This is a genomic window from Pseudarthrobacter sp. BRE9 (genome assembly GCF_031844305.1).
GTDB lineage: Bacteria > Actinomycetota > Actinomycetes > Actinomycetales > Micrococcaceae > Arthrobacter.
The window spans coordinates 194265-212779 of record NZ_JAUZUY010000001.1; the positions used below are offsets into that span (position 1 = coordinate 194265).

At 66.4% G+C, this 18515-nt stretch carries 19 protein-coding genes and 1 riboswitch; of the genes, 16 read left to right on the forward strand and 3 right to left on the reverse strand.

Features of this window, described 5'->3' with window-relative positions; translation table 11 throughout:
- Window positions 1-447 precede the first annotated feature (447 nt).
- The 5 genes from Q9R31_RS00890 (at window position 448) to Q9R31_RS20110 (ending at window position 6595) form a co-directional block, all read left to right on the forward strand.
- Window positions 448-4266, forward strand: a complete 3819-nt coding sequence (locus tag Q9R31_RS00890; protein WP_311260891.1) for a multifunctional oxoglutarate decarboxylase/oxoglutarate dehydrogenase thiamine pyrophosphate-binding subunit/dihydrolipoyllysine-residue succinyltransferase subunit — start codon at window positions 448-450, stop codon at window positions 4264-4266.
- A gap of 155 nt (window positions 4267-4421) precedes the next feature.
- On the forward strand, window positions 4422-5021 hold the full coding sequence (locus Q9R31_RS00895) for a GDSL-type esterase/lipase family protein (protein WP_311260892.1): 600 nt from the start codon (window positions 4422-4424) through the stop codon (window positions 5019-5021).
- Between the two features lie 85 nt (window positions 5022-5106).
- Entirely contained in the window at window positions 5107-5940 is an 834-nt protein-coding gene (locus tag Q9R31_RS00900; protein WP_311260893.1) for a DUF4097 family beta strand repeat-containing protein, read from the forward strand.
- Complete coding sequence (locus tag Q9R31_RS00905) at window positions 5940-6401, forward strand: PadR family transcriptional regulator (protein WP_311260894.1); 462 nt, start codon at window positions 5940-5942, stop codon at window positions 6399-6401. Before Q9R31_RS00900 ends, Q9R31_RS00905 begins: the two co-directional genes overlap by 1 nt.
- 119 nt (window positions 6402-6520) lie before the next feature.
- Complete coding sequence (locus Q9R31_RS20110) at window positions 6521-6595, forward strand: 50S ribosomal protein bL37 (RefSeq protein WP_369299106.1); 75 nt, start codon at window positions 6521-6523, stop codon at window positions 6593-6595.
- A 118-nt stretch (window positions 6596-6713) separates the two neighbouring features.
- Here Q9R31_RS20110 and rsrA read toward each other — a convergent pair whose 3' ends face one another.
- Both rsrA and Q9R31_RS00915 read right to left on the reverse strand, forming a co-directional pair.
- Window positions 6714-6974 carry a mycothiol system anti-sigma-R factor gene (gene rsrA / locus Q9R31_RS00910; RefSeq protein WP_142031662.1) on the reverse strand — a complete coding sequence of 87 codons (261 nt, stop codon included), beginning with the start codon at window positions 6972-6974 and terminating at the stop codon, window positions 6714-6716.
- A complete protein-coding gene (locus Q9R31_RS00915) occupies window positions 6971-7861 on the reverse strand; it encodes a sigma-70 family RNA polymerase sigma factor (protein ID WP_397428180.1) in 891 nt (296 codons plus the stop codon). Before Q9R31_RS00915 ends, rsrA begins: the two co-directional genes overlap by 4 nt.
- Window positions 7862-8016: 155 nt before the next feature.
- Here Q9R31_RS00915 and Q9R31_RS00920 point away from each other — a divergent pair, with 155 nt between their 5' ends.
- The 10 genes from Q9R31_RS00920 to Q9R31_RS00965 all read left to right on the forward strand — a co-directional run bounded on the left by Q9R31_RS00920 (window position 8017) and on the right by Q9R31_RS00965 (window position 16516).
- Window positions 8017-8565: a DoxX family protein gene (locus Q9R31_RS00920; RefSeq protein ID WP_311260896.1), complete on the forward strand. Its 549-nt coding sequence runs from the start codon at window positions 8017-8019 to the stop codon at window positions 8563-8565.
- Window positions 8566-8571: 6 nt separating this feature from the next.
- Complete coding sequence (gene aroA / locus Q9R31_RS00925; RefSeq protein WP_311260897.1) at window positions 8572-9960, forward strand: 3-phosphoshikimate 1-carboxyvinyltransferase; 1389 nt, start codon at window positions 8572-8574, stop codon at window positions 9958-9960.
- Window positions 9944-11059 carry a ribosome small subunit-dependent GTPase A gene (locus Q9R31_RS00930; RefSeq protein WP_311260898.1) on the forward strand — a complete coding sequence of 372 codons (1116 nt, stop codon included), beginning with the start codon at window positions 9944-9946 and terminating at the stop codon, window positions 11057-11059. The genes aroA and Q9R31_RS00930 overlap by 17 nt, the downstream gene beginning before the upstream one ends.
- A gap of 44 nt (window positions 11060-11103) precedes the next feature.
- On the forward strand, window positions 11104-11916 hold the full coding sequence (gene hisN, locus Q9R31_RS00935; protein ID WP_311260899.1) for a histidinol-phosphatase: 813 nt from the start codon (window positions 11104-11106) through the stop codon (window positions 11914-11916).
- Window positions 11917-12068: 152 nt separating this feature from the next.
- Window positions 12069-12182, forward strand: a riboswitch (SAM riboswitch).
- 37 nt (window positions 12183-12219) lie between these two features.
- A complete protein-coding gene (locus tag Q9R31_RS00940) occupies window positions 12220-13638 on the forward strand; it encodes an aminotransferase class V-fold PLP-dependent enzyme (RefSeq protein ID WP_311260900.1) in 1419 nt (472 codons plus the stop codon).
- 103 nt (window positions 13639-13741) lie between these two features.
- Window positions 13742-14500, forward strand: coding sequence for a class I SAM-dependent methyltransferase (locus tag Q9R31_RS00945; protein ID WP_311260901.1), 759 nt, complete (start codon window positions 13742-13744; stop codon window positions 14498-14500).
- 45 nt (window positions 14501-14545) lie between these two features.
- On the forward strand, window positions 14546-15259 hold the full coding sequence (locus Q9R31_RS00950) for a metal-dependent transcriptional regulator (protein WP_311260902.1): 714 nt from the start codon (window positions 14546-14548) through the stop codon (window positions 15257-15259).
- 7 nt (window positions 15260-15266) lie between these two features.
- Window positions 15267-15668, forward strand: coding sequence for a CrcB family protein (locus Q9R31_RS00955; protein WP_311261611.1), 402 nt, complete (start codon window positions 15267-15269; stop codon window positions 15666-15668).
- Window positions 15665-16075 (forward strand): CrcB family protein, encoded by a 411-nt coding sequence (locus Q9R31_RS00960; RefSeq protein ID WP_311260903.1) that lies wholly within the window; start codon window positions 15665-15667, stop codon window positions 16073-16075. Before Q9R31_RS00955 ends, Q9R31_RS00960 begins: the two co-directional genes overlap by 4 nt.
- Window positions 16076-16138: 63 nt before the next feature.
- The gene (locus Q9R31_RS00965; protein ID WP_311260904.1) at window positions 16139-16516 is read left to right on the forward strand and encodes a hypothetical protein; all 378 of its coding nucleotides are present in this window, start codon (window positions 16139-16141) and stop codon (window positions 16514-16516) included.
- 97 nt (window positions 16517-16613) lie between these two features.
- Here Q9R31_RS00965 and Q9R31_RS00970 read toward each other — a convergent pair whose 3' ends face one another.
- The gene (locus Q9R31_RS00970; protein WP_311260905.1) at window positions 16614-17597 is read right to left on the reverse strand and encodes a trypsin-like peptidase domain-containing protein; all 984 of its coding nucleotides are present in this window, start codon (window positions 17595-17597) and stop codon (window positions 16614-16616) included.
- Between the two features lie 196 nt (window positions 17598-17793).
- Here Q9R31_RS00970 and Q9R31_RS00975 point away from each other — a divergent pair, with 196 nt between their 5' ends.
- Complete coding sequence (locus Q9R31_RS00975) at window positions 17794-18255, forward strand: pyridoxamine 5'-phosphate oxidase family protein (protein WP_311260906.1); 462 nt, start codon at window positions 17794-17796, stop codon at window positions 18253-18255.
- Window positions 18256-18515: the final 260 nt, after the last annotated feature.

The window sequence follows — 18515 nt, forward strand, 5'->3', positions numbered from 1 at the left end:
GCGCGTTGTCGGGGTTTGCCGGCTCTGGGGGCGGACTGCGCGGCGCTTCTCTTGGAGCTCCGCTGACAGCGCCCAGGCCGGCACCTAGATTTACTGTCCATAAGAATTTCAGTCTACAGGAGCGGGCCCCTGGCCGGATGCGCGGCAGGGCGTCTGGGAGCCGCCCTGTTCGGGGGACTGCAAAGCCCTTCCGGGACGTCCCCGCAACGCCTGACGGGCCGGGAGGCGCCCGTATCTGGACCCCGGCGGGGACTCATTTTTGGCCTCATATTCAGCCCCGGGAACGTCACTTCATGATTTGGGTCACCCTTATTGGCAGTTAACACAAGATGCTCACTAGACTTGCAAAGGGTCTGGGTTCAGAGGACGCAGAGACTGGTTCGATCGCAGTGCTGAAGCACCGGGGGGCCAAAGAGAAATCAAACTCATGGAAGAGGCGTATTTCAAGTGCCAGAGCAGCCAAGCCACCGTCTACCAGAGGAATTTGGCGGGAACGAGTGGCTCGTTGACGAACTGTACGAGCAGTACCAAAAAGACAAGAACGCCGTGGATGCCAAATGGTGGCCGCTGTTTGAATCTTTCGACTCGGGTAACGGTTCTTCCAACAACGGAAATTCCGCGCACGCTGCCAACCCTCCTACGCGGGAGCTCCCCGTGGTGAAGCCGGCACCCACTGCTTCGGCACCGTCGCCGGCCGCAGCCCCTGCCACTCCCCCGGCGGCACCCGCCGCCCCGGCGCCCGCCGCTCCGGCAGCCGCCCCTGCACCGGTCAAGAAGGCCCCTGCCACGGAAGCCCGCGACGGCGGCACCAAGACTGAAGCAGGAACCGGCTCGCAGCCCATTCCGGCGCAGCTGCCCAAGAACGTCAAGGCGCCCACCGCGCCGGAGGAGGACGTCGTCTCCATCCTCCGCGGACCGGCCAAGGCTATCGCCACCAACATGGTCACCAGCCTTCAGGTGCCCACCGCCACCAGCGTCCGTGCGATTCCGGCCAAGCTGCTCATCGACAACCGCGTGGTCATCAACTCCAACCTGGCCCGCGCCCGCGGCGGCAAGGTTTCCTTCACGCACCTCATTGGCTACGCCGTGATCCGCGCGCTTTCCCAGTTCCCGTCGATGAACGTGTACTACGACGAGGTGGACGGCAAGCCTGTCGCAGTCCAGCCCGCACACGTCAACTTCGGCATCGCCATCGACATGCCCAAGCCCGACGGCACCCGCCTGCTCATGGTCCCGAACATCAAGAAGGCCGAGACCCTCAACTTCGCCGAGTTCTGGCACACGTACGAGGACCTCATCAAGCGCGCCCGCAACGGCAAGCTCACTGCCGAGGACCACCAGGGCACCACCGTGTCCCTGACCAACCCCGGCGGCATCGGCACCGTGCACTCGGTGCCCCGCCTCTCCAAGGGCCAGGCAGCCATCATCGGCGTCGGCGCCCTTGACTACCCTGCCGAGTTCCAGGGCGCCAGCGAAAAGATCATCGCCCAGAACGCCATCAGCAAGGTCCTCACCCTGACCTCGACGTACGACCACCGCGTCATCCAGGGCGCCGGCAGCGGCGAGTTCCTCAAGCTGGTCCACCAGCTCCTGCTGGGCGCACAGAACTTCTACGACGAGATCTTCGAAGCCCTGCGCATCCCCTACGAGCCCGTCCGCTGGAGCCCCGACCTGCAGGTCGATCCGGCCGACGAAATCAACAAGGTGGCCCGGATCCAGCAGCTGATCCACTCCTTCCGCGTCCGCGGACACCTCATGGCGGATACGGATCCGCTGGAGTACGTACAGCGCAAGCACCCGGACCTCGATGTCCTCACCTACGGCCTGACCCTCTGGGACCTGGACCGCGAATGGCCCACGGGCGGCTTCGGCGGCAAGCCGATGCTGAAGTTCCGCGACATCCTTGGCGTCCTGCGCGATGCCTACTGCCGCACCACCGGCATCGAATACATGCACATCCAGGAGCCCGCCGAGCGCAAGTGGTTCCAGGACCAGCTGGAACACCCCTACTCCAAGCCAAGCCGTGAAGAGCAGCTCCGCATCGTCTCCAAGCTGAACGCGGCCGAGGCCTTCGAAACCTTCCTGCAGACCAAGTTCGTCGGGCAGAAGCGCTTCTCGCTGGAAGGCGGCGAGTCCCTGATCCCGCTGCTGGACGCCATCATGTCCGATGCAGCCGACGACGGCCTGGACGAGGTTGCCATCGGCATGGCCCACCGTGGCCGCCTCAACGTCCTGACCAACATTGCCGGCAAGACCTACGCCCAGGTGTTCCGGGAATTTGAGGGCACACAGGATCCGCGCTCCGTGCAGGGTTCGGGTGACGTCAAGTACCACCTGGGCACCGAGGGTACGTTCACCTCGGACAACGGCAAGGAGACCAAGGTCTACCTGGCCGCCAACCCGTCCCACCTGGAAGCCGTGGACTCCGTCCTCGAGGGCATTGTCAGGGCCAAGCAGGACCGCCTGGACCAGGGCGAATCGTTCCCCGTCCTGCCCATCATGGTCCACGGCGACGCTGCCTTCGCCGGCCAGGGCGTGGTGGCCGAAACGCTCAACCTGTCCCAGCTGCGCGGATACCGCACCGGTGGAACCATCCACATCGTGGTCAACAACCAGGTCGGCTTCACCACCGCCCCGTCGTCGTCGCGCTCCTCCACGTACTCCACGGACGTTGCCAAGATGATCCAGGCACCGGTCTTCCACGTGAACGGCGACGACCCCGAGGCTGTTGTCCGCATCGGCCAGCTTGCCTACGAATTCCGCCAGCGCTTCCACAAGGACGTCGTCATCGACATGGTGTGCTACCGGCGCCGGGGCCACAACGAGGGCGACGACCCCTCGATGACCCAGCCGCTGATGTACAACCTGATCGAGGCCAAGCGCTCCGTCCGCAAGCTGTACACCGAGTCGCTGATCGGCCGCGGGGACATCACCGAGGAAGAAGCGGAGCAGCTGCTGCGCGACTACCAAGAACGGCTGGAGCGGGTCTTCGCCGAGACCCACGCCGCCCAGACCTCCCCGATCCCGATCGTGACGGCGGATTCCGCTGCCGTGTCGGACATCGAGCGGCCCATGGCCCAGCAGTCCGATTCCAGTGTCAGCGCTCCGGTCTCCACGGCCATCAGCGCCGAGACGCTGGCCCGGATCGGCAAGGCCCACGTCGAAATCCCCGAGGGCTTTACGGTCCACCCCAAGCTGAAGCAGCTGCTGGAAAAGCGCGAGCAGATGTCGCGCCAGGGCGGCATCGACTGGGGCTTCGGCGAGATCGCCGCCTTCGGCTCCCTCATCATGGAAGGCGTGCCCGTACGCCTGGCCGGCCAGGATTCACGCCGCGGCACCTTCGTCCAGCGCCACGCGGTCTTCCACGACCGCGCCAACGGCAAGGAATGGCTGCCCCTGGGCAACCTCTCGGATGACCAGGCCAAGCTGTGGATCTACGACTCCCTGCTGTCCGAATACGCGGCCATGGGCTTCGAGTACGGCTACTCCGTGGAACGCCCGGATGCCCTGGTCCTCTGGGAAGCCCAGTTCGGTGACTTCGTCAACGGTGCGCAGACCATCATCGACGAATTCATCTCCTCCGCCGAGCAGAAGTGGGGCCAGCGCTCCTCGTTGGTCCTGATGCTTCCGCACGGCTACGAAGGCCAGGGGCCGGACCACTCCTCGGCGAGGATCGAGCGCTTCCTGCAGCTGTGTGCAGAAGACAACATGATTGTGGCCAACCCGACCACGGCGGCCTCGCACTTCCACCTGCTCCGCCGCCAGGCGTACAGCCGCCCGCGCAAGCCGCTGATCATCTTCACGCCCAAGCAGCTGCTCCGCCTGAAGGCTGCCGCGTCGTCCGTCGAGGACTTCACCAACGGCACCTTCCGTCCGGTCATCGCTGAGCATGAGCAGCTGCCGGCGGCCGCCGTCGAACGCGTGCTCCTGGTCTCCGGCCGCCTGTACTACGATCTGCTGTCCACCCGGCAGAAGACCGGTGACAAGACCACTGCCATCATCCGCGTGGAGCAGCTCTACCCGCTGCCTCACGAGGAGATCGCGGCTGAGCTCGCCAAGTACCCCAACGCCGAAGTGGTCTGGGCCCAGGACGAGCCTGCCAACCAGGGCCCCTGGCCGTTCATCGGCCTGAACCTGCCGGAGATCCTTGACCGGCGCGTCCGCCTGGTGTCGCGGCCGGCATCCGCCTCCACGGCCGCCGGTTCCATGAAACGGCACGCTGCCGAACAGGATGTCCTCCTGAAGCAGGCATTTGCCCGGAAGTAAGCATTAAGGCTGCCCGGCCGGAGTCGAAATACCAGACTCCGGCCGGGCAGTTCTGTTTAATGGATGAACAGCGCCGCCCCGTACCTCCGCAGCCGCGGCGGCGACGATCCAGCGGCCGTACCGAAGCAAACCCGTACCGAAGTAAAGAGGAACGCGTGGAAGACAGGAAGCTGCGGATCGCAGCTGTAGGAGACGAACTGCTGGCCGGACTGGGCGATCCCAGGGCGCTTGGCTGGCTGGGCCGCGTCCTGGCCCGCACTCCCCAGGACGGCATGCTCCTGGAAAGCTACTCCCTCCCCTGTCCGCAGGAAGGTACGGAGGGACTGGCCTCACGGTGGCTGGATGAAGCCGGCCGGCGTTTCAGCGCCCAGGCGGAGAACCGGCTCGTCATCGGCCTCTCCGGGCGGGACATCGAATTTGGCCTCTCCACCGCCCGGAGCAGGTTGAACCTGGCCAACATCCTGGACTCGGCCTCGCAGAACCGGATCGAGGTTTTCGTCGTGGGGCCGCCGCCCACCCTTGATCCGGCCCAGAACCGCAGGCTCGACGAACTGAACACGGCCTTCGCCGATGTCACCACCCGCCGCAAACACCTCTACGTCGACACGTTCTCTCCGTTGCTGAACCACGAACAGTGGCGCCAGGACCTCGCCGCCAACGGCGGAACTCCCGGCCAGGCGGGGTATGGCCTCATGGCATGGCTGGTGTTGCACCGCGGCTGGTTCCAGTGGCTGCGGCTGGATGCCCCCCAGTAACCCCTCTTAGAGATATATCTTGACCCTGCCTTTCCGCGGCGTTACGTTGTAGGAACAACGCGATATATCGTCTCTGGAGGGGGCCATGGCCGCGCAAACCTGGACAGTTACAGACCCGCAAATCCTGGACATTGGTGGCGTGACGTCCCTGAAGCTGGGCATGGTCCGGGGCAGGTTCCGGATCGTGGCCCATGACCAACCCCTGGTCCGGCTGGAGCTCGCCGAGGTGCACGGCGATCCGGTGTCCGTGTCGCTGAACAGCGGCAGGCTGGAAGTGCGGCATCAGCTGCACGGTCCCCAGGGCTGGTTCAAGAACCTCATGGAGACGGTCAACCACAACAGCGACAATTCCGCTGTCATCACCATCGCCGTTCCCCATGGCGTGGAGGTGGAGGCAGGCACCGTCAGCGGGGACGGGCTGGTTTCCGGCGTCTCCGCCCACGTGCGGCTGAACACCGTGTCAGGTTCCGTGGCGTCGGACAGTACGGCCGGCGAGCTGCAGGTCAACACCATCAGCGGCAGCGTGGATGTCAGGAACCACCGAGGAGTACTCACCGCCAAGAGTGTCTCGGGCGGCGTGACCGCCTCCGGCCACTTCACCAACGTGCGCACCAACACCGTCAGCGGCCACCTCAACGTCGAGCTGCTCGACTTCACCCGTGACTTCGGCTCCAACTCGGTGTCCGGGGATCTCACCATCAGGCTGCCGCATTACGTTGGCGTTGACATTGTGGCCAAGTCGGCCGGCGGAGCGGTGGTCCTTGACGGCCGGCAGTGCCTCCTGACCAACGGCAAAGTGGAAACCATCGCCGGTCCCGACGGGCAACTGATGCTCGTCCGGACCAATTCGGTGTCCGGCAGGACCTCCGTCGTCCACGCTCCTGCACCTGCTGACGGCGACGGGGAAGCGCAAAGCTGATGCCGCCCGTCTTCGCACATGGTGCGTTGCGCCTCTACCTCCTGGCACTGCTGGAAAGCGGGCCTAAACACGGCTACGAGCTCATTAAGGCACTGAAGGACCGGTTCGGCGGGACCTATTCGCCCAGCGCGGGAACCATCTACCCCCGGCTGGGCAAGCTGGAGGACAACGGCCTGGTCACCACGGAGCGCGCCGGGCGGCGCACCAACTACCGCATCACCGCCGCCGGCCTTGCCGAGCTGGACCGGCGCCGGGAGGATCTGGCAGGGGTCGAGAAAGACATCGCGGCCTCCGTGCAACGGCTTGACGTGGAAGTGATGCTGCAGAAATTCCGCGACGATCTTTGCGCGGACCTGCGGGGGCAGGCTTTGCGCCGGCCCATCAGCCCGGTCACCCTGGAAACCGTCAGGACCACCCTGGACGATGCCCGTGCGGCCATCCGCAGCACCCTCCAGTCCTAGTACGTCGGCTCCTGCAGTACTGCCGCAGGTCATCCGCCCCTTCCCGGTTCGCGGGCTGCCACATCATGTGGGAGACTTGAGGGCAGCTCTTTTGAGTACCAACATTAAGGAGGCCAGCTATGAGCAAGCGTGCACGCAAGCGTCGTGACCGTAAGCGTGGCGGCGCGAACCACGGGAAGCGCCCCAACACCTAGGCAAATGCCAGGAACTACGGTTCAAGCGAAGGACCCCGCAAGCCAATCGGCTTCCGGGGTCCTTTGCTGTCTGCGGCCCTGATCCGCACACACGCTTCATGCACGGGGTGGCGGGTGCTTACGCCTCCACGGGGCGGATGGCGTGGATCCTGTCCAGGATGGCGTTCTTCAGGTTGTCCGGAGCGGACTCCGTGCAGGAGCGCTTGACCATGTTGCGGATGACGCACTCCAGGTCGTACTGCTCCGTGCACTCTGGGCAGTCGTCAAGGTGGTTCTTGATTTCCGTAAGGTCCTCGCGGGTCAGTGCCCCGTCAAGGTATTCGTAGATGCGTTGCATCCGGGTGTCGTCGCAATCGCCCAATCCCTGGCAGTCGCTCATTTCCTGTTCTCCTGTGCTTTGCTTCCTGCCGCATCCGTGGCATCCGCGGCCGTTTTGAATCCCCGCTCGGCGGCGTATTCCGCGAGCATGTCCCGCAGCATTCGCCGGCCGCGGTGGAGCCGGGACATCACAGTGCCAATAGGCGTATTCATGATGTCTGAAATTTCCTTGTAGGCGAAGCCCTCCACGTCGGCGAAATAGACCGCCAAGCGGAACTCCTCCGGGATATCCTGCAGCGCCCGCTTCACGTCCGAATCCGGAAGATGGTCCAGGGCTTCAGCCTCGGCCGACCGCAGTCCGCTCGAGGTGTGTGACTCCGCCCGTGCCAGCTGCCAGTCCTCGATGCTGTCCGAGTTGGACTGCAGCGGCTCACGCTGCCTCTTGCGGTAGAGGTTGATGTACGTGTTGGTCAGGATCCGGTACAACCAGGCCTTCAGGTTCGTGCCAGGCTTGTACTGGTGGAAGGCCGAAAAAGCCTTGGTGTAGGCCTCCTGGACCAGGTCCTCCGCGTCGGACGGATTCCGGGCCATGCGCATGGCAGCGGAATACAGCTGGTCGACGTACTGCATGGCGTCCCGTTCAAAGCGAAGGCGGCGCTGTTCCACGGTTTCCGTGGAGACGTCCAAAGTGCCGTCCTCGGCGTCCGCCTCAGCGGTCAACGGATCGGGTCCTGCCTGTCCGGCAGGCACCGCGGTGCCTGCCCTGCCGTTCACTTCGCCGGGGGTAGCCTCATACATGGCCGCAACGGCCGGATCCAGGGTGTTCATTGCGTTCAAGTCTACTGTCAGGCTCCCTGCCCGGGGCGTGCCGTACTCCGGCGGTTCTGAGGCCAGCTTGTCCACTGCCACCGGGCCCGCCCTTCTGGTTCCGTCCAACGCCGTCGCCAAGGCCCAACTCCGCTCTGTATCGGGTGAATGATCGTCAGGCCCGTGTCGCGGACCCGTTTGCGATAACCGCCTCCCACGGGCAAATATTCCCCAAAAGTGCAAGACTAGGACCGACTCCGCCGCTCGCCGCGGCTCGTCCATCCAGGAGGAAATCCATGTCCTTTGTCCGCACCCTCGCACGGCCCATGCTCGCCTCCAGTTTCGTTCTTGCCGGACTGGATAAGCTCAGGAACGCCGACGACACCGCACAGCAGCTCTCACCGCTGCTGCGCAAGGCCGCAGCCTCGCTTCCCTTCCAGGCGAATGACAAGACACTCGCCCGTGTCATTGGCGGGACCCAGGTGGGGGCCGGCGTCCTGTTCGGGCTTGGCAAGTTCTCCCGGCTCTCCGCAGGCCTGTTGACGGTGATTTCGCTCCTCAACACCTTCGTTGAGTGGCGCAGTGCGGACATCAGCAGCAAGGAAGGGCGCGAAAACCGCCGGAACCAGCTGCTCAAGAACCTCTCGCTGGGCGGCGGCGCGCTGCTCGCTTCGGTGGACACCGCGGGCAAGCCCGGCCTGGCCTGGCGTGCCGAGCACCTGGCGGCCGATGCCCGCAGGAACGCCACGCACCTGGCCGCGGACGCCCGCAGGACCACCACCAAGAAGCTGAACAAGGCGGACAAGGCTGTACGCCGCGCCGTCGAACACGCCACGAAAGCATAACCACGAATGACCGCAGCAGCTGCCACCCGGGACGGTTCCGGAACACCTGTCCAGCACTGGGCCGCTCCTTTTGCGTCCCGGCCCGTTGATGCCACCGTGACGGTGCCCGGATCGAAATCCCTGACCAACAGGTACCTGGTCCTGGCAGCGCTCGCGGACGGCCCGTCCCGACTGCGGGCGCCCCTGCATTCCAGAGACTCCGCGCTCATGGTCGACGCACTCCGGCAGCTCGGTGCCGTCATCACCGAAGTGCCGGGGGACGGTGCCTTTGGGCCGGACCTGGAGGTGGTTCCGCTGCCGGCGGCAGCACCGGCTTCCCGGACCAGGATCGACTGCGGACTTGCCGGCACTGTCATGCGGTTTGTCCCGCCGCTGGCGGCGCTCCGCAACGGAGCCAGCGTGTTCGACGGCGACCCCCACGCCCGGAAGCGCCCCATGGGAACCATCATCGAGGCTCTCAAGGCCCTGGGCGTGGCCGTTTCCGCTGAAGACGGCAGCGCGCCGTCGTCGCTCCCCTTCGTGGTGGAAGGCAGCGGCGCAGTCCGCGGCGGCCACCTGGTGATCGACGCGAGCGCCTCCTCACAGTTCGTTTCCGCCCTCCTCCTGGTGGGGGCAAGGTTCGACGAGGGCCTGCACCTGGAACACGTAGGCAAGCCGGTACCCAGCCTGGACCACATCAACATGACGGTGGCCGTCCTGCGCGGTGCCGGCGTATCAGTGGACGACTCCGTCCCCAACCATTGGGTGGTGGCGCCGGGACCCATCCGCGCCTTCGACCAGCGGATCGAACAGGACCTTTCCAACGCCGGGCCATTCCTGGCGGCGGCGCTGGCCTCGCGGGGCACGGTGCGGATTCCCAACTGGCCGGCTGCAACCCAGCAGGTGGGGGACCTGTGGCGCGGAATCCTGGCCAGCATGGGCGCCACTGTCACCTTGGCCGACGGCGTCCTGACCGTCACCGGCGGCCCGGAGATCAAGGGTGGCGACTTCGCAGACACCAGCGAACTGGCTCCAACGGTCGCAGCCCTGTGTGCCCTGGCATCGGGACCTTCGCAGCTCAGCGGAATCGCCCACCTGAGGGGACACGAGACGGACAGGCTCGCAGCCCTGGTGGCGGAGATCAACCGGCTCGGCGGCGACGCCGAGGAAACCAGCGACGGCCTGGTGATCCGGCCCGCCCCGCTGCACGCCGGCGTCGTCCACAGCTACGCGGACCACCGCATGGCCACGGCCGGCGCAATCCTGGGCCTCGCCGTCGAGGGCGTCCAGGTGGAGGATATCGCGACCACCGCCAAGACCATGCCGGATTTCCCCCAGCTGTGGGCCGGCATGCTGGCCCAGGGAACCGGGTCCGCAGTTGGACCGGAAGGGCGCGGCAGTGGCGCGAAGCACTGATTCCTGGGACGAATCGGACGTTCGGATCCGTCCCAGCAAGAAGGGCTCCCGGCCGCGCACCAAGGACCGCCCCAGCCACGACGACGCCGTGACCGGACGGATCATCACCGTGGACCGCGGCCGGTACACCGCCGTGGTGGACGAGGACTCGGACAACGAGCGCGTTGTCATCGCGGCGCGTGCCCGCGAACTTCGACGCTCGCCCGTGGTTGCCGGCGATTTCGTCTCACTGGTGGGGGACGTATCCGGCGCACCGGACACTCTGGCCCGGCTGGTGAAGATCCAGGACCGCCGCACCCTCCTGCGCCGCAGCGCGGACGATACCGACCCCATTGAGCGCGCGGTGGTGGCGAATGCCGACCAGCTGGTGATCGTCGTGGCGGCCGCCAATCCAGAACCCCGGACTGGGTTCATCGATCGCGCGCTCGTGGCCGCCTACGACGCCGGGATCGAGCCCATCCTGCTGGTCACCAAAGCCGACGTCAAAGACCCCGCGGAACTGCTGTCCAACTACACGCACCTGGACTTCCCGGTGATCATCAGCCGGACCGCGGATTCGCAGGCATCGGGAATCGACGCCCGCTCCGATGACGGCCTGTCCGCGCGGCTGGACAGGGCGGCAGTGGCTGCCCTCCGGGACCACCTTGACGGCAAGGTCACCGTGATGCTCGGGCACTCCGGCGTCGGAAAGTCCACCATGGTGAACGCGCTGACCGGCGCGGAACGGGCCACCGGCGGAGTGAATGCCGTGACCGGCCGCGGCCGCCACACGTCGTCCTCTGCCCTTGCCTTGCGGCTGGCGGACGCCCCGCCGGGCAGCTGGATCATCGATACGCCAGGTATCCGTTCCTTTGGCCTGGCGCACGTGGATCCGGACCGGATCCTGCGCTCCTTCCCTGACCTCTCCCCCGGCATCGAGAACTGCGAACGGGGCTGCAAGCACACTGCGACCGCGGTCAATTGCGGCCTTGACGACTGGGTGGCGGGCGGACATGCAGGCCCCACCGGCCCGGCCCGGCTGTCGTCCCTGCGGCGGCTCCTGGGCGCGGATCCGAGGATGGAAGCGCAGGAAACCAAGGAGCTCGGCAGCGTCAACTGACGCGTTCTCCCGGCAGAACCGTCCGCAGACGGTAGTTTGGAACCATGATCCAACCCGCTTCGAGCTACAACGATGACCTGCGCCTGGCCCATGTCCTGGCCGACTCCGTGGATGACCAGACCATGAGCCGCTTCAAGGCCCTGGACCTCCACGTTGAGACCAAGCCGGACCTGACGCCGGTCACCGACGCGGACAAGGCCGCCGAGGAAGCCATCCGCGGCCAGCTCTCCCGTTCGCGCCCCCGCGATGCCGTCCTGGGCGAGGAATTCGGCAGCACCGGCCACGGTTCGCGGCGCTGGATCATCGATCCCATCGACGGGACCAAGAACTTTGTCCGCGGCGTCCCGGTATGGGCCACCCTGATCGCCCTCGTGGACGAGGGTGAGCCCGTGGTGGGCGTGGTCAGCGCCCCGGCCCTTGGCAAGCGCTGGTGGGCGGCGAAAGGCATGGGAGCCTACATGGGCAGGTCCCTGGCCGCCGCCACCCGGCTCCGCGTCTCCAACGTGGCAAAGCTGTCCGATGCCTCCCTCTCCTACTCCAGCCTGGGCGGGTGGAAGGAACGCGGAAACCTGGACGAGTTCCTGGGACTGACCGAGGACGTGTGGCGGACCCGGGCGTACGGCGATTTCTGGTCGTACTGCATGGTGGCCGAGGGTTCGGTGGACATTGCCTGCGAACCGGAGCTCAATCTCTACGACATGGCTGCCCTGGTGCCAATCGTCGTGGAGGCCGGCGGCCGGTTCACCTCGCTGGAAGGAGAGGACGGCCCGTTCGGCGGAAACGCCCTGGCCACGAACTCAATCCTGCATTCGGAGGTTCTTCACCGCCTCAACCCGTACCTGGATGATCTGCTGTAACTGACGCGCCTTCCAGGAAAAATCGAATAATGCGACGCCGGACACCCTCCTGTGGAGGTGTCCGGCGTCGTTTATTCGGCGCCGCGTAACAAAGCACTTAATAATCGCCGCGGCTTCAATCCTGGCCGCCCCATGTCCTACGCTTTTAGGCAGGTCACGAGTGCCAGCGCAAAACCCCGGTTTGCTGGCCGGCAACCCTCCATTCGCGGTGGGGTGCCCCGGGTGACGACCAGGCCGGTCCGGAGCGGATGCGGCAAGCGCGGATTCCCCCATGGCGGAGTCCTGTCATCAAGTGAGGTCTCTGTGACAACTGCCACCGTCTCCCCCAAGCCCGTTATTGCCGAAGCTGCTGTTCCCGACGAACGCCGTGCCGCTGCCGGCCGTCCGCTCGCTGCCGTCACCGGCGCCGAAATCCAGGCACCCCTGATTTCGGGCGGCCACGTGCGGTACGCCAACCTCGATTACGGCGCCTCCGCCCCAGCGCTGTCCGTGGTCTCCGCCTACCTGAACGAGATCCTCCCCTACTACGCGAGCGTCCACCGCGGAGCAGGGTACGCCTCCCAGATCAGCACCTCGGTGTACGAGAACGCGCGCAGCATCGTCAGGGACTTCGTGGGCGGCCGCGCGGATGATTCGGTCATCTTCACCCGCAACACCACGGATTCCCTGAACCTGCTGGCCGGTTGCCTGCCGGTAACCGATGGCCGCCACGACGGCGAAGTGCTCTACCTGGACATCGAACACCATGCCAACCTGCTGCCGTGGCAGGGCGTCCCGCACCGCAGCATCGTCGCCGCCGACACCATCACCGGCACCCTCGAGGCTCTTCGGGCCGAACTTGCACAGGGCGGTGTCAGCCTGCTCGCGGTCACGGGTGCCTCCAACGTCACCGGCGAGATCCTGCCCATCCGGGCCCTGGCCGCGCTGGCCCATGAACATGGCGCACGGATCGTGGTGGATGCCGCCCAGCTCGCCCCGCACCGCCGCGTGGACATCAGCGCCGACGGCGTCGACTATCTCGCCTTCTCCGGCCACAAGCTGTACGCGCCCTTCGGTGCCGGCGTCCTAGTGGGGCGACCGGACTGGCTGGACGCGGGCGTCCCGCACCTCGCCGGCGGCGGTGCGGTCAAGGAAGCCAGGCTCGACGGCGTCAGCTGGGCCACCGGCCCGGCCCGCCATGAGGGGGGCTCGCCGAACGTCCTGGGAGCCGCCACCCTGGCCCGCGCCACCCAGGTCATTGCCGGACTGGACCCGGAACGCTGGCACGCCCACGAGTCCGCCATCCGTTCCTTCCTGGTGGATGGCCTGCAGGAGATCGACGGCGTCACCGTCCACCAGATCTTCAAGGACACCAACCCCGAAACGGACACCATCGGGGTGGTCAACTTCTCCGTCGAGGGATACGACGCAGGACTGGTGGCGGCATACCTCTCCGCAGAGCATGGCGTGGGCCTGCGCGACGGGCGCTTCTGCGCCCATCCCCTGCTCAAGCGACTGGGCCTGCCCTCCGGTTCCCTCCGCGCCAGCTTCGGCGTCGGTTCACGCCTGGAGGATGCCGAACGCCTGCTGGCCGGCATCCGCGCCCTGCGGAGCAGCGGGCTGGGCTGGGACTACGTGGTGGACGCGGGCCGCTGGGTTCCTGCCAACGACTCCCGCACCTACCCGCACTGGGCGCCCAACACGCCCGGTACGGCCGGCGCAGCGCCCTGCATCGACGACTGACCACCTGACCGGCCAGGGGCTGGTTCAGCCATGGATCCTTCGGCCAGGGTGGATGCGGTAAATTCGAAAGGTACCGCAGGATGTTGACTGAAGGAGGCCACGCGTGATCCGGGGTGGCCCCAAGCTTGATCACGGACGGCGCAGGGAGCTCGGGCAGAGCTTCCAGGACGGCGGCCGGCACTACCAGCGCGTCCGGCCCGGCTACCCCGAAGAGTCAGCCCGGTGGCTGGTGCCGGCCAATGCCCGGGATGCCCTCGACGTGGGCGCAGGTACCGGAAAGTTCACCGCGTTGCTGCTGGAGATGGGGCTCGAGGTCACCGCTGTGGACCCCTCCGCGGACATGCTCGCCCAGCTCACGGAACACTACCCGGCTGCCACGGCAGTGCCGGGGACTGCCGAGGTGACAGGCCTGCCCGACGCCGGCTTCGACGTCGCCACCGTTGCCCAGGCGTGGCACTGGTGCGACGCCCTGGCGGCAAGCACCGAACTGGCCCGCGTCCTGCGCCCGCACGGAACCCTGGGCCTGGTGTGGAACCAGCTGGACACTTCCGTTCCCTGGGTGCACCGGCTCTCCCGGATCATGCACGCAGGCGACGTGTACCGGCCGGGCCACAAACCCGTCGTCGGACCTGAATTCCAAGGGCTCGAAGGGCATGTCACCCACTGGCAAGACAAAGTGCGCACCACGGACCTGATGGAACTTACCAAATCCCGCAGCTACTACCTGCGGGCCGGCGAGTCAACGCGGGCGAAGGTCCTGGCCAACCTGGACTGGTACCTGCACGAACACCTGGCCTACACCCCTGACCAGGAAATCGACCTTCCCTACCTGACCTTGGCCTGGCGGGCCGTCAAGGCATGAACGCGCTTCCCATACGGCGCCCGCAGAGCCGGTAGGCTTGGGCGTGTGAAGACCAGCGCGCCCTCCTCCTCGATCGAGGATTACGTCAAGGTCATTTATTCGTTCACGGAATGGCAGGACAAGCCCATCACGTCCTCCCAGCTTGCACAGCGGCTGGGGGTGGCCAATTCCTCGGTTTCGGAAATGGTCCGCAAGCTCAAGGACCAGGGCCTGGTGGACCACAAGCCCTACAGCGCCGTCACGCTGACCGAGGCCGGCCTGCGGCTGGCCCTGTCCATGGTCCGGCGCCACCGGCTGATCGAGACGTACCTTGTCCAGCGGCTCGGCTACAGCTGGGACGAAGTCCATGATGAGGCTGAACAGCTCGAACACGCAGTGTCGGACACTTTCATTGAACGCGTCGCCGCCAGGCTGGGGGACCCTAAGCGTGACCCGCACGGGGATCCCATTCCCACAGCGGACGGACAGGTGCTGATGCCGCGGGCACACCTTCTCGCCGAACTGGACGACGGACATGCCGGCAGGATCACCCGGATCAGCGATGACAATCCTGAGCTGCTGCGCTACCTTGCCGCCCAGGACATCGACCTGGATGCCGATGTTGAGGTGGTGGGACGCCGGCCCTTCGGGGGCGCCCTGGTGGTGCGGATCGGCGGTCCGGGCGGCGCCCGCGAGTTCGACCTCGCTGACGAAATCGCCTCCGCGCTGTGGGTCTCCAGCGACGCCCCGCACCCCGGCTGCACCCTGGACGGACTCTGACGTGGCGATGCCCACGGGCCGTGCCTGGCTGGCTGTCGCCGCGGGCGGGCTGATCGGCAGTGAGCTGCGCTATGGGCTGGGGCTCGCTTTCCCGGACGTGCCCGAATCGATCCCGTGGGCCACGCTGGGGATCAACATCACCGGCAGCTTCGCCCTCGCTGCGCTGACCACCGTCTGGATGGCCCGCCCGCATACGGCATTCTGGCTGCGCGCCGGCATCGGGCCGGGGCTGCTGGGCTCCTTCACCACCTTTTCCGCAGTCATCTTCGCCTCCGACCAGTTGGCACGCGCAGGTGCGCACCCGGTCTGGCTCGCCTATCTGGGGTTGTCACTGGCTCTCGGTCTTGCGGCTGCCGGCCTGGGCTGGCGCTCCGGCAGGCTCATCGCCCGGAACCTTGGACTGCAATGACCACGGCAGCCCTGGTGGGAGTCTTTGGCGTGGCCGGCGCGCTCCTGCGGTTCGGGATCGACAGCTGGTTTGCACACCACAGCAGCATCCGCAGCGTCCGTGCGGATGGCCACGCTGGCGGACGTTCGGCTCTGCACTGGCCCTGGGCCACGCTGGTGGTCAACGTCGCAGGGTGCTTCATTATCGGCCTGGCCCACGGCCTGACCGGCAGGCTGGGGCTGGGCGCGGAATGGCAGGCGGGTTTGGCCACCGGGCTGGCCGGCGGACTGACCACCTTCAGTTCCTGGACCACCGCCACCATCCGTTTGCTCAGTGAAGCACGGTTCGGTTCCGCGGCCCTGAACGTGGCAGTCAACCTGGGCCTTGGCTTCGCTGCCGCGGCCGCAGGGATTGCGCTGGCCGCCTAGGGTCGCCTGTTCCGGCGGACCTGACCGCCGGCGATTTGGCGGCCTCCCGTATGGTGGAAGGTGATGATCAGCAGACGCGACGCCGCAATAACCCTTGATGTTCCCCTTGAAATGGCGCAGCGCCACGGCCTGCCGAAGTGGATGACGGAAGCCGAACTCCGCGCCATCCTGGACAATCCTCCGCCCTGGCTGGTGCAGTCGCGTGCCAACCGGACGGGCAAGCGGCCCGTGTGGGTGCACCTGGAATGCGCGGTCTGCGGTTATGAGGAGGCGGCCAGGCCCAAGAAATGGTGGCCGGACTTCACGTACGTGGTGTGCAGCCACCACGCGCCGTCCGACGTTCCGGCCGTCCGCCCCGGCGCCATCCGCAGCGAGTACGACGACGTCGGGACGCGTTTCGTAGGCATTGTGGACGTGGAAGCGCCTCCAGTCAGCCCTTAGGATTTCCCCGCCGACGCGCCCTGCCGATAGGCCCAGTCGCTGTGTCCGGTGATGTGCCCGGTGACGTGCCCGCGCACGTTCGTGCCGCCGTCGGGCATCATGCAGCGCCGTTGCCCGTCATTTCGTCCGGGACGGCGGTGAGGTGCAGTTCGGTGCCGTCGCGCAGCACGGCCACATCGAGCGGCTCGCCGATGGCATCGGAAAACAGGAGCCGCTGCAGGCTTTCAGCGTTGTTGACGGGGCGGCCTCCGGCGGTGACGATGATGTCGCCGGCCAACAGGCCTGCCTTGTCGGCCGGCGAGCCAGGCAGTACCTCTACGACGCGGAGCCCTTCCCGCCGCCCGCTGCGGATCACCGCGCTGGGGTTGAGCTGGATGGGGGTGCTGACAAGGCCCAGGTAGGCGCGGCGCACCCTCCCGTCGGACAGCAGCGCGGAGATGATCCGGCGGGTGGTGGCGTTGATCGGTATCGCCAGTCCCAGGCCGGCGCCGGCCACTGCGGTGTTGATGCCGACAATCCTGGAGTGGGTATCCGCCAGCGCTCCCCCGGAGTTTCCGGGGTTCAGGGCGGCGTCTGTCTGGATGACGTCCTCGATGACCCGCCGGTTGCCGCCCGCCCAGACCGGGATGGCCCGGCCCAGGCCGCTGACTACCCCCGCCGTGACTGAACCTGCCAGGCCCAGCGGATTTCCGACGGCGACCACCAACTGGCCCACCCGGAGGGATTCCGCGTTGCCAAACTCCGCTGGCCGGATTTTGGGCCGCGAGCCGTGGACCACAGCAAGATCGGACAGCGGATCCGTTCCCACCAACTCAAGCTCCATCCGGCTCCCGTCCCCGAAGACCGCGTGCCCTTTCTGCGTCCCGGCCACGACATGGGAGTTTGTCAGCAAGTACCCGTCCTCGGTGAAAAGCACGGCCGAGCCGGCGCCTACCCTGACCCTTCCGTTGCGGCGATTGGCGGTCATTTCGATGGCTGCCACGTGGGGTGTGACGGCTGCCGCCACCCGCATCACGGTTTGCGAGTATGAGTCCAGGACGTCGTCGTCCTCCGGTGGTGTAAATTCCCGCGCCTGCTCCATGGCGCACCTCCAGCTTCATGCCGATCCCGGCAGTGGCGTGGCCCTTCCGGGTCCTTACGGGGAACAACGACAGACGGGCGGATTCAAGTCCCGTTGCAGCTACGCCATGGGTGAACACAGCACGCCGGGCCTCCCCTGCCGGCGCGGCCTCCTTCCCGCCCGTGCGCGGCTCCCGTCAAGGCTCTAGGATCGGAGCATGACCGACTCCCCTGCAGGGTCTCAAACAGAAATACTGGACGCCGATGAGTGCTGGCGGTACCTTCGGTCCTCCTACATAGGGCGGCTGGCGGTCATCAACGGTGACGTTCCGGAGATCTTTCCCGTGAACTTTTCAGTTGCCGGAGAAACCCTCGTGTTCCGCACGGCACCGGGGACCAAGCTCCGGGCCCTGCTTCAGGGCACGGTTGCTGCCTTGGAGGTGGACGGACTCAACCCGTATGCCACGGAGGTCTGGAGCGTCGTTGCCAAGGGCTGGGCGCAGCCATTCGAGGAAACCACCATGCGCCTTCCGGACGACGCCGACCGGGAACCGTGGGAGCCGGGGATCAAGGACCATCTCGTGGTCCTTACCCCCACGGACATCACCGGCCGCCGGTTCGCCATCAGGTCGCGAACCCGCTGGTGGCCGCCCCTCGATTTCTCTGCCGACTGGCTGTAGCCGCCGGGAACCGCACCGGAACTTCCCTCATCAGGATGTGAGGATCACCTTGAGCGCCTTGGTTTCGGCAGCCCTGGAGAACGTGTCGTAGGCGTCGAGGAATTTGTCTGTCCTCTGTGAACGATGGAGGGTCTTCATTGGTACTTGGTTCGGCCAAGGCGGGCCATCGTGGTCATACCGCGGTGCTAAAGTACCCCCGGGGGGTTGCAACAGCGGCCCGGAAGCAGGCTCGCTTGTTTTTCTGACCTCACCGACTCTAC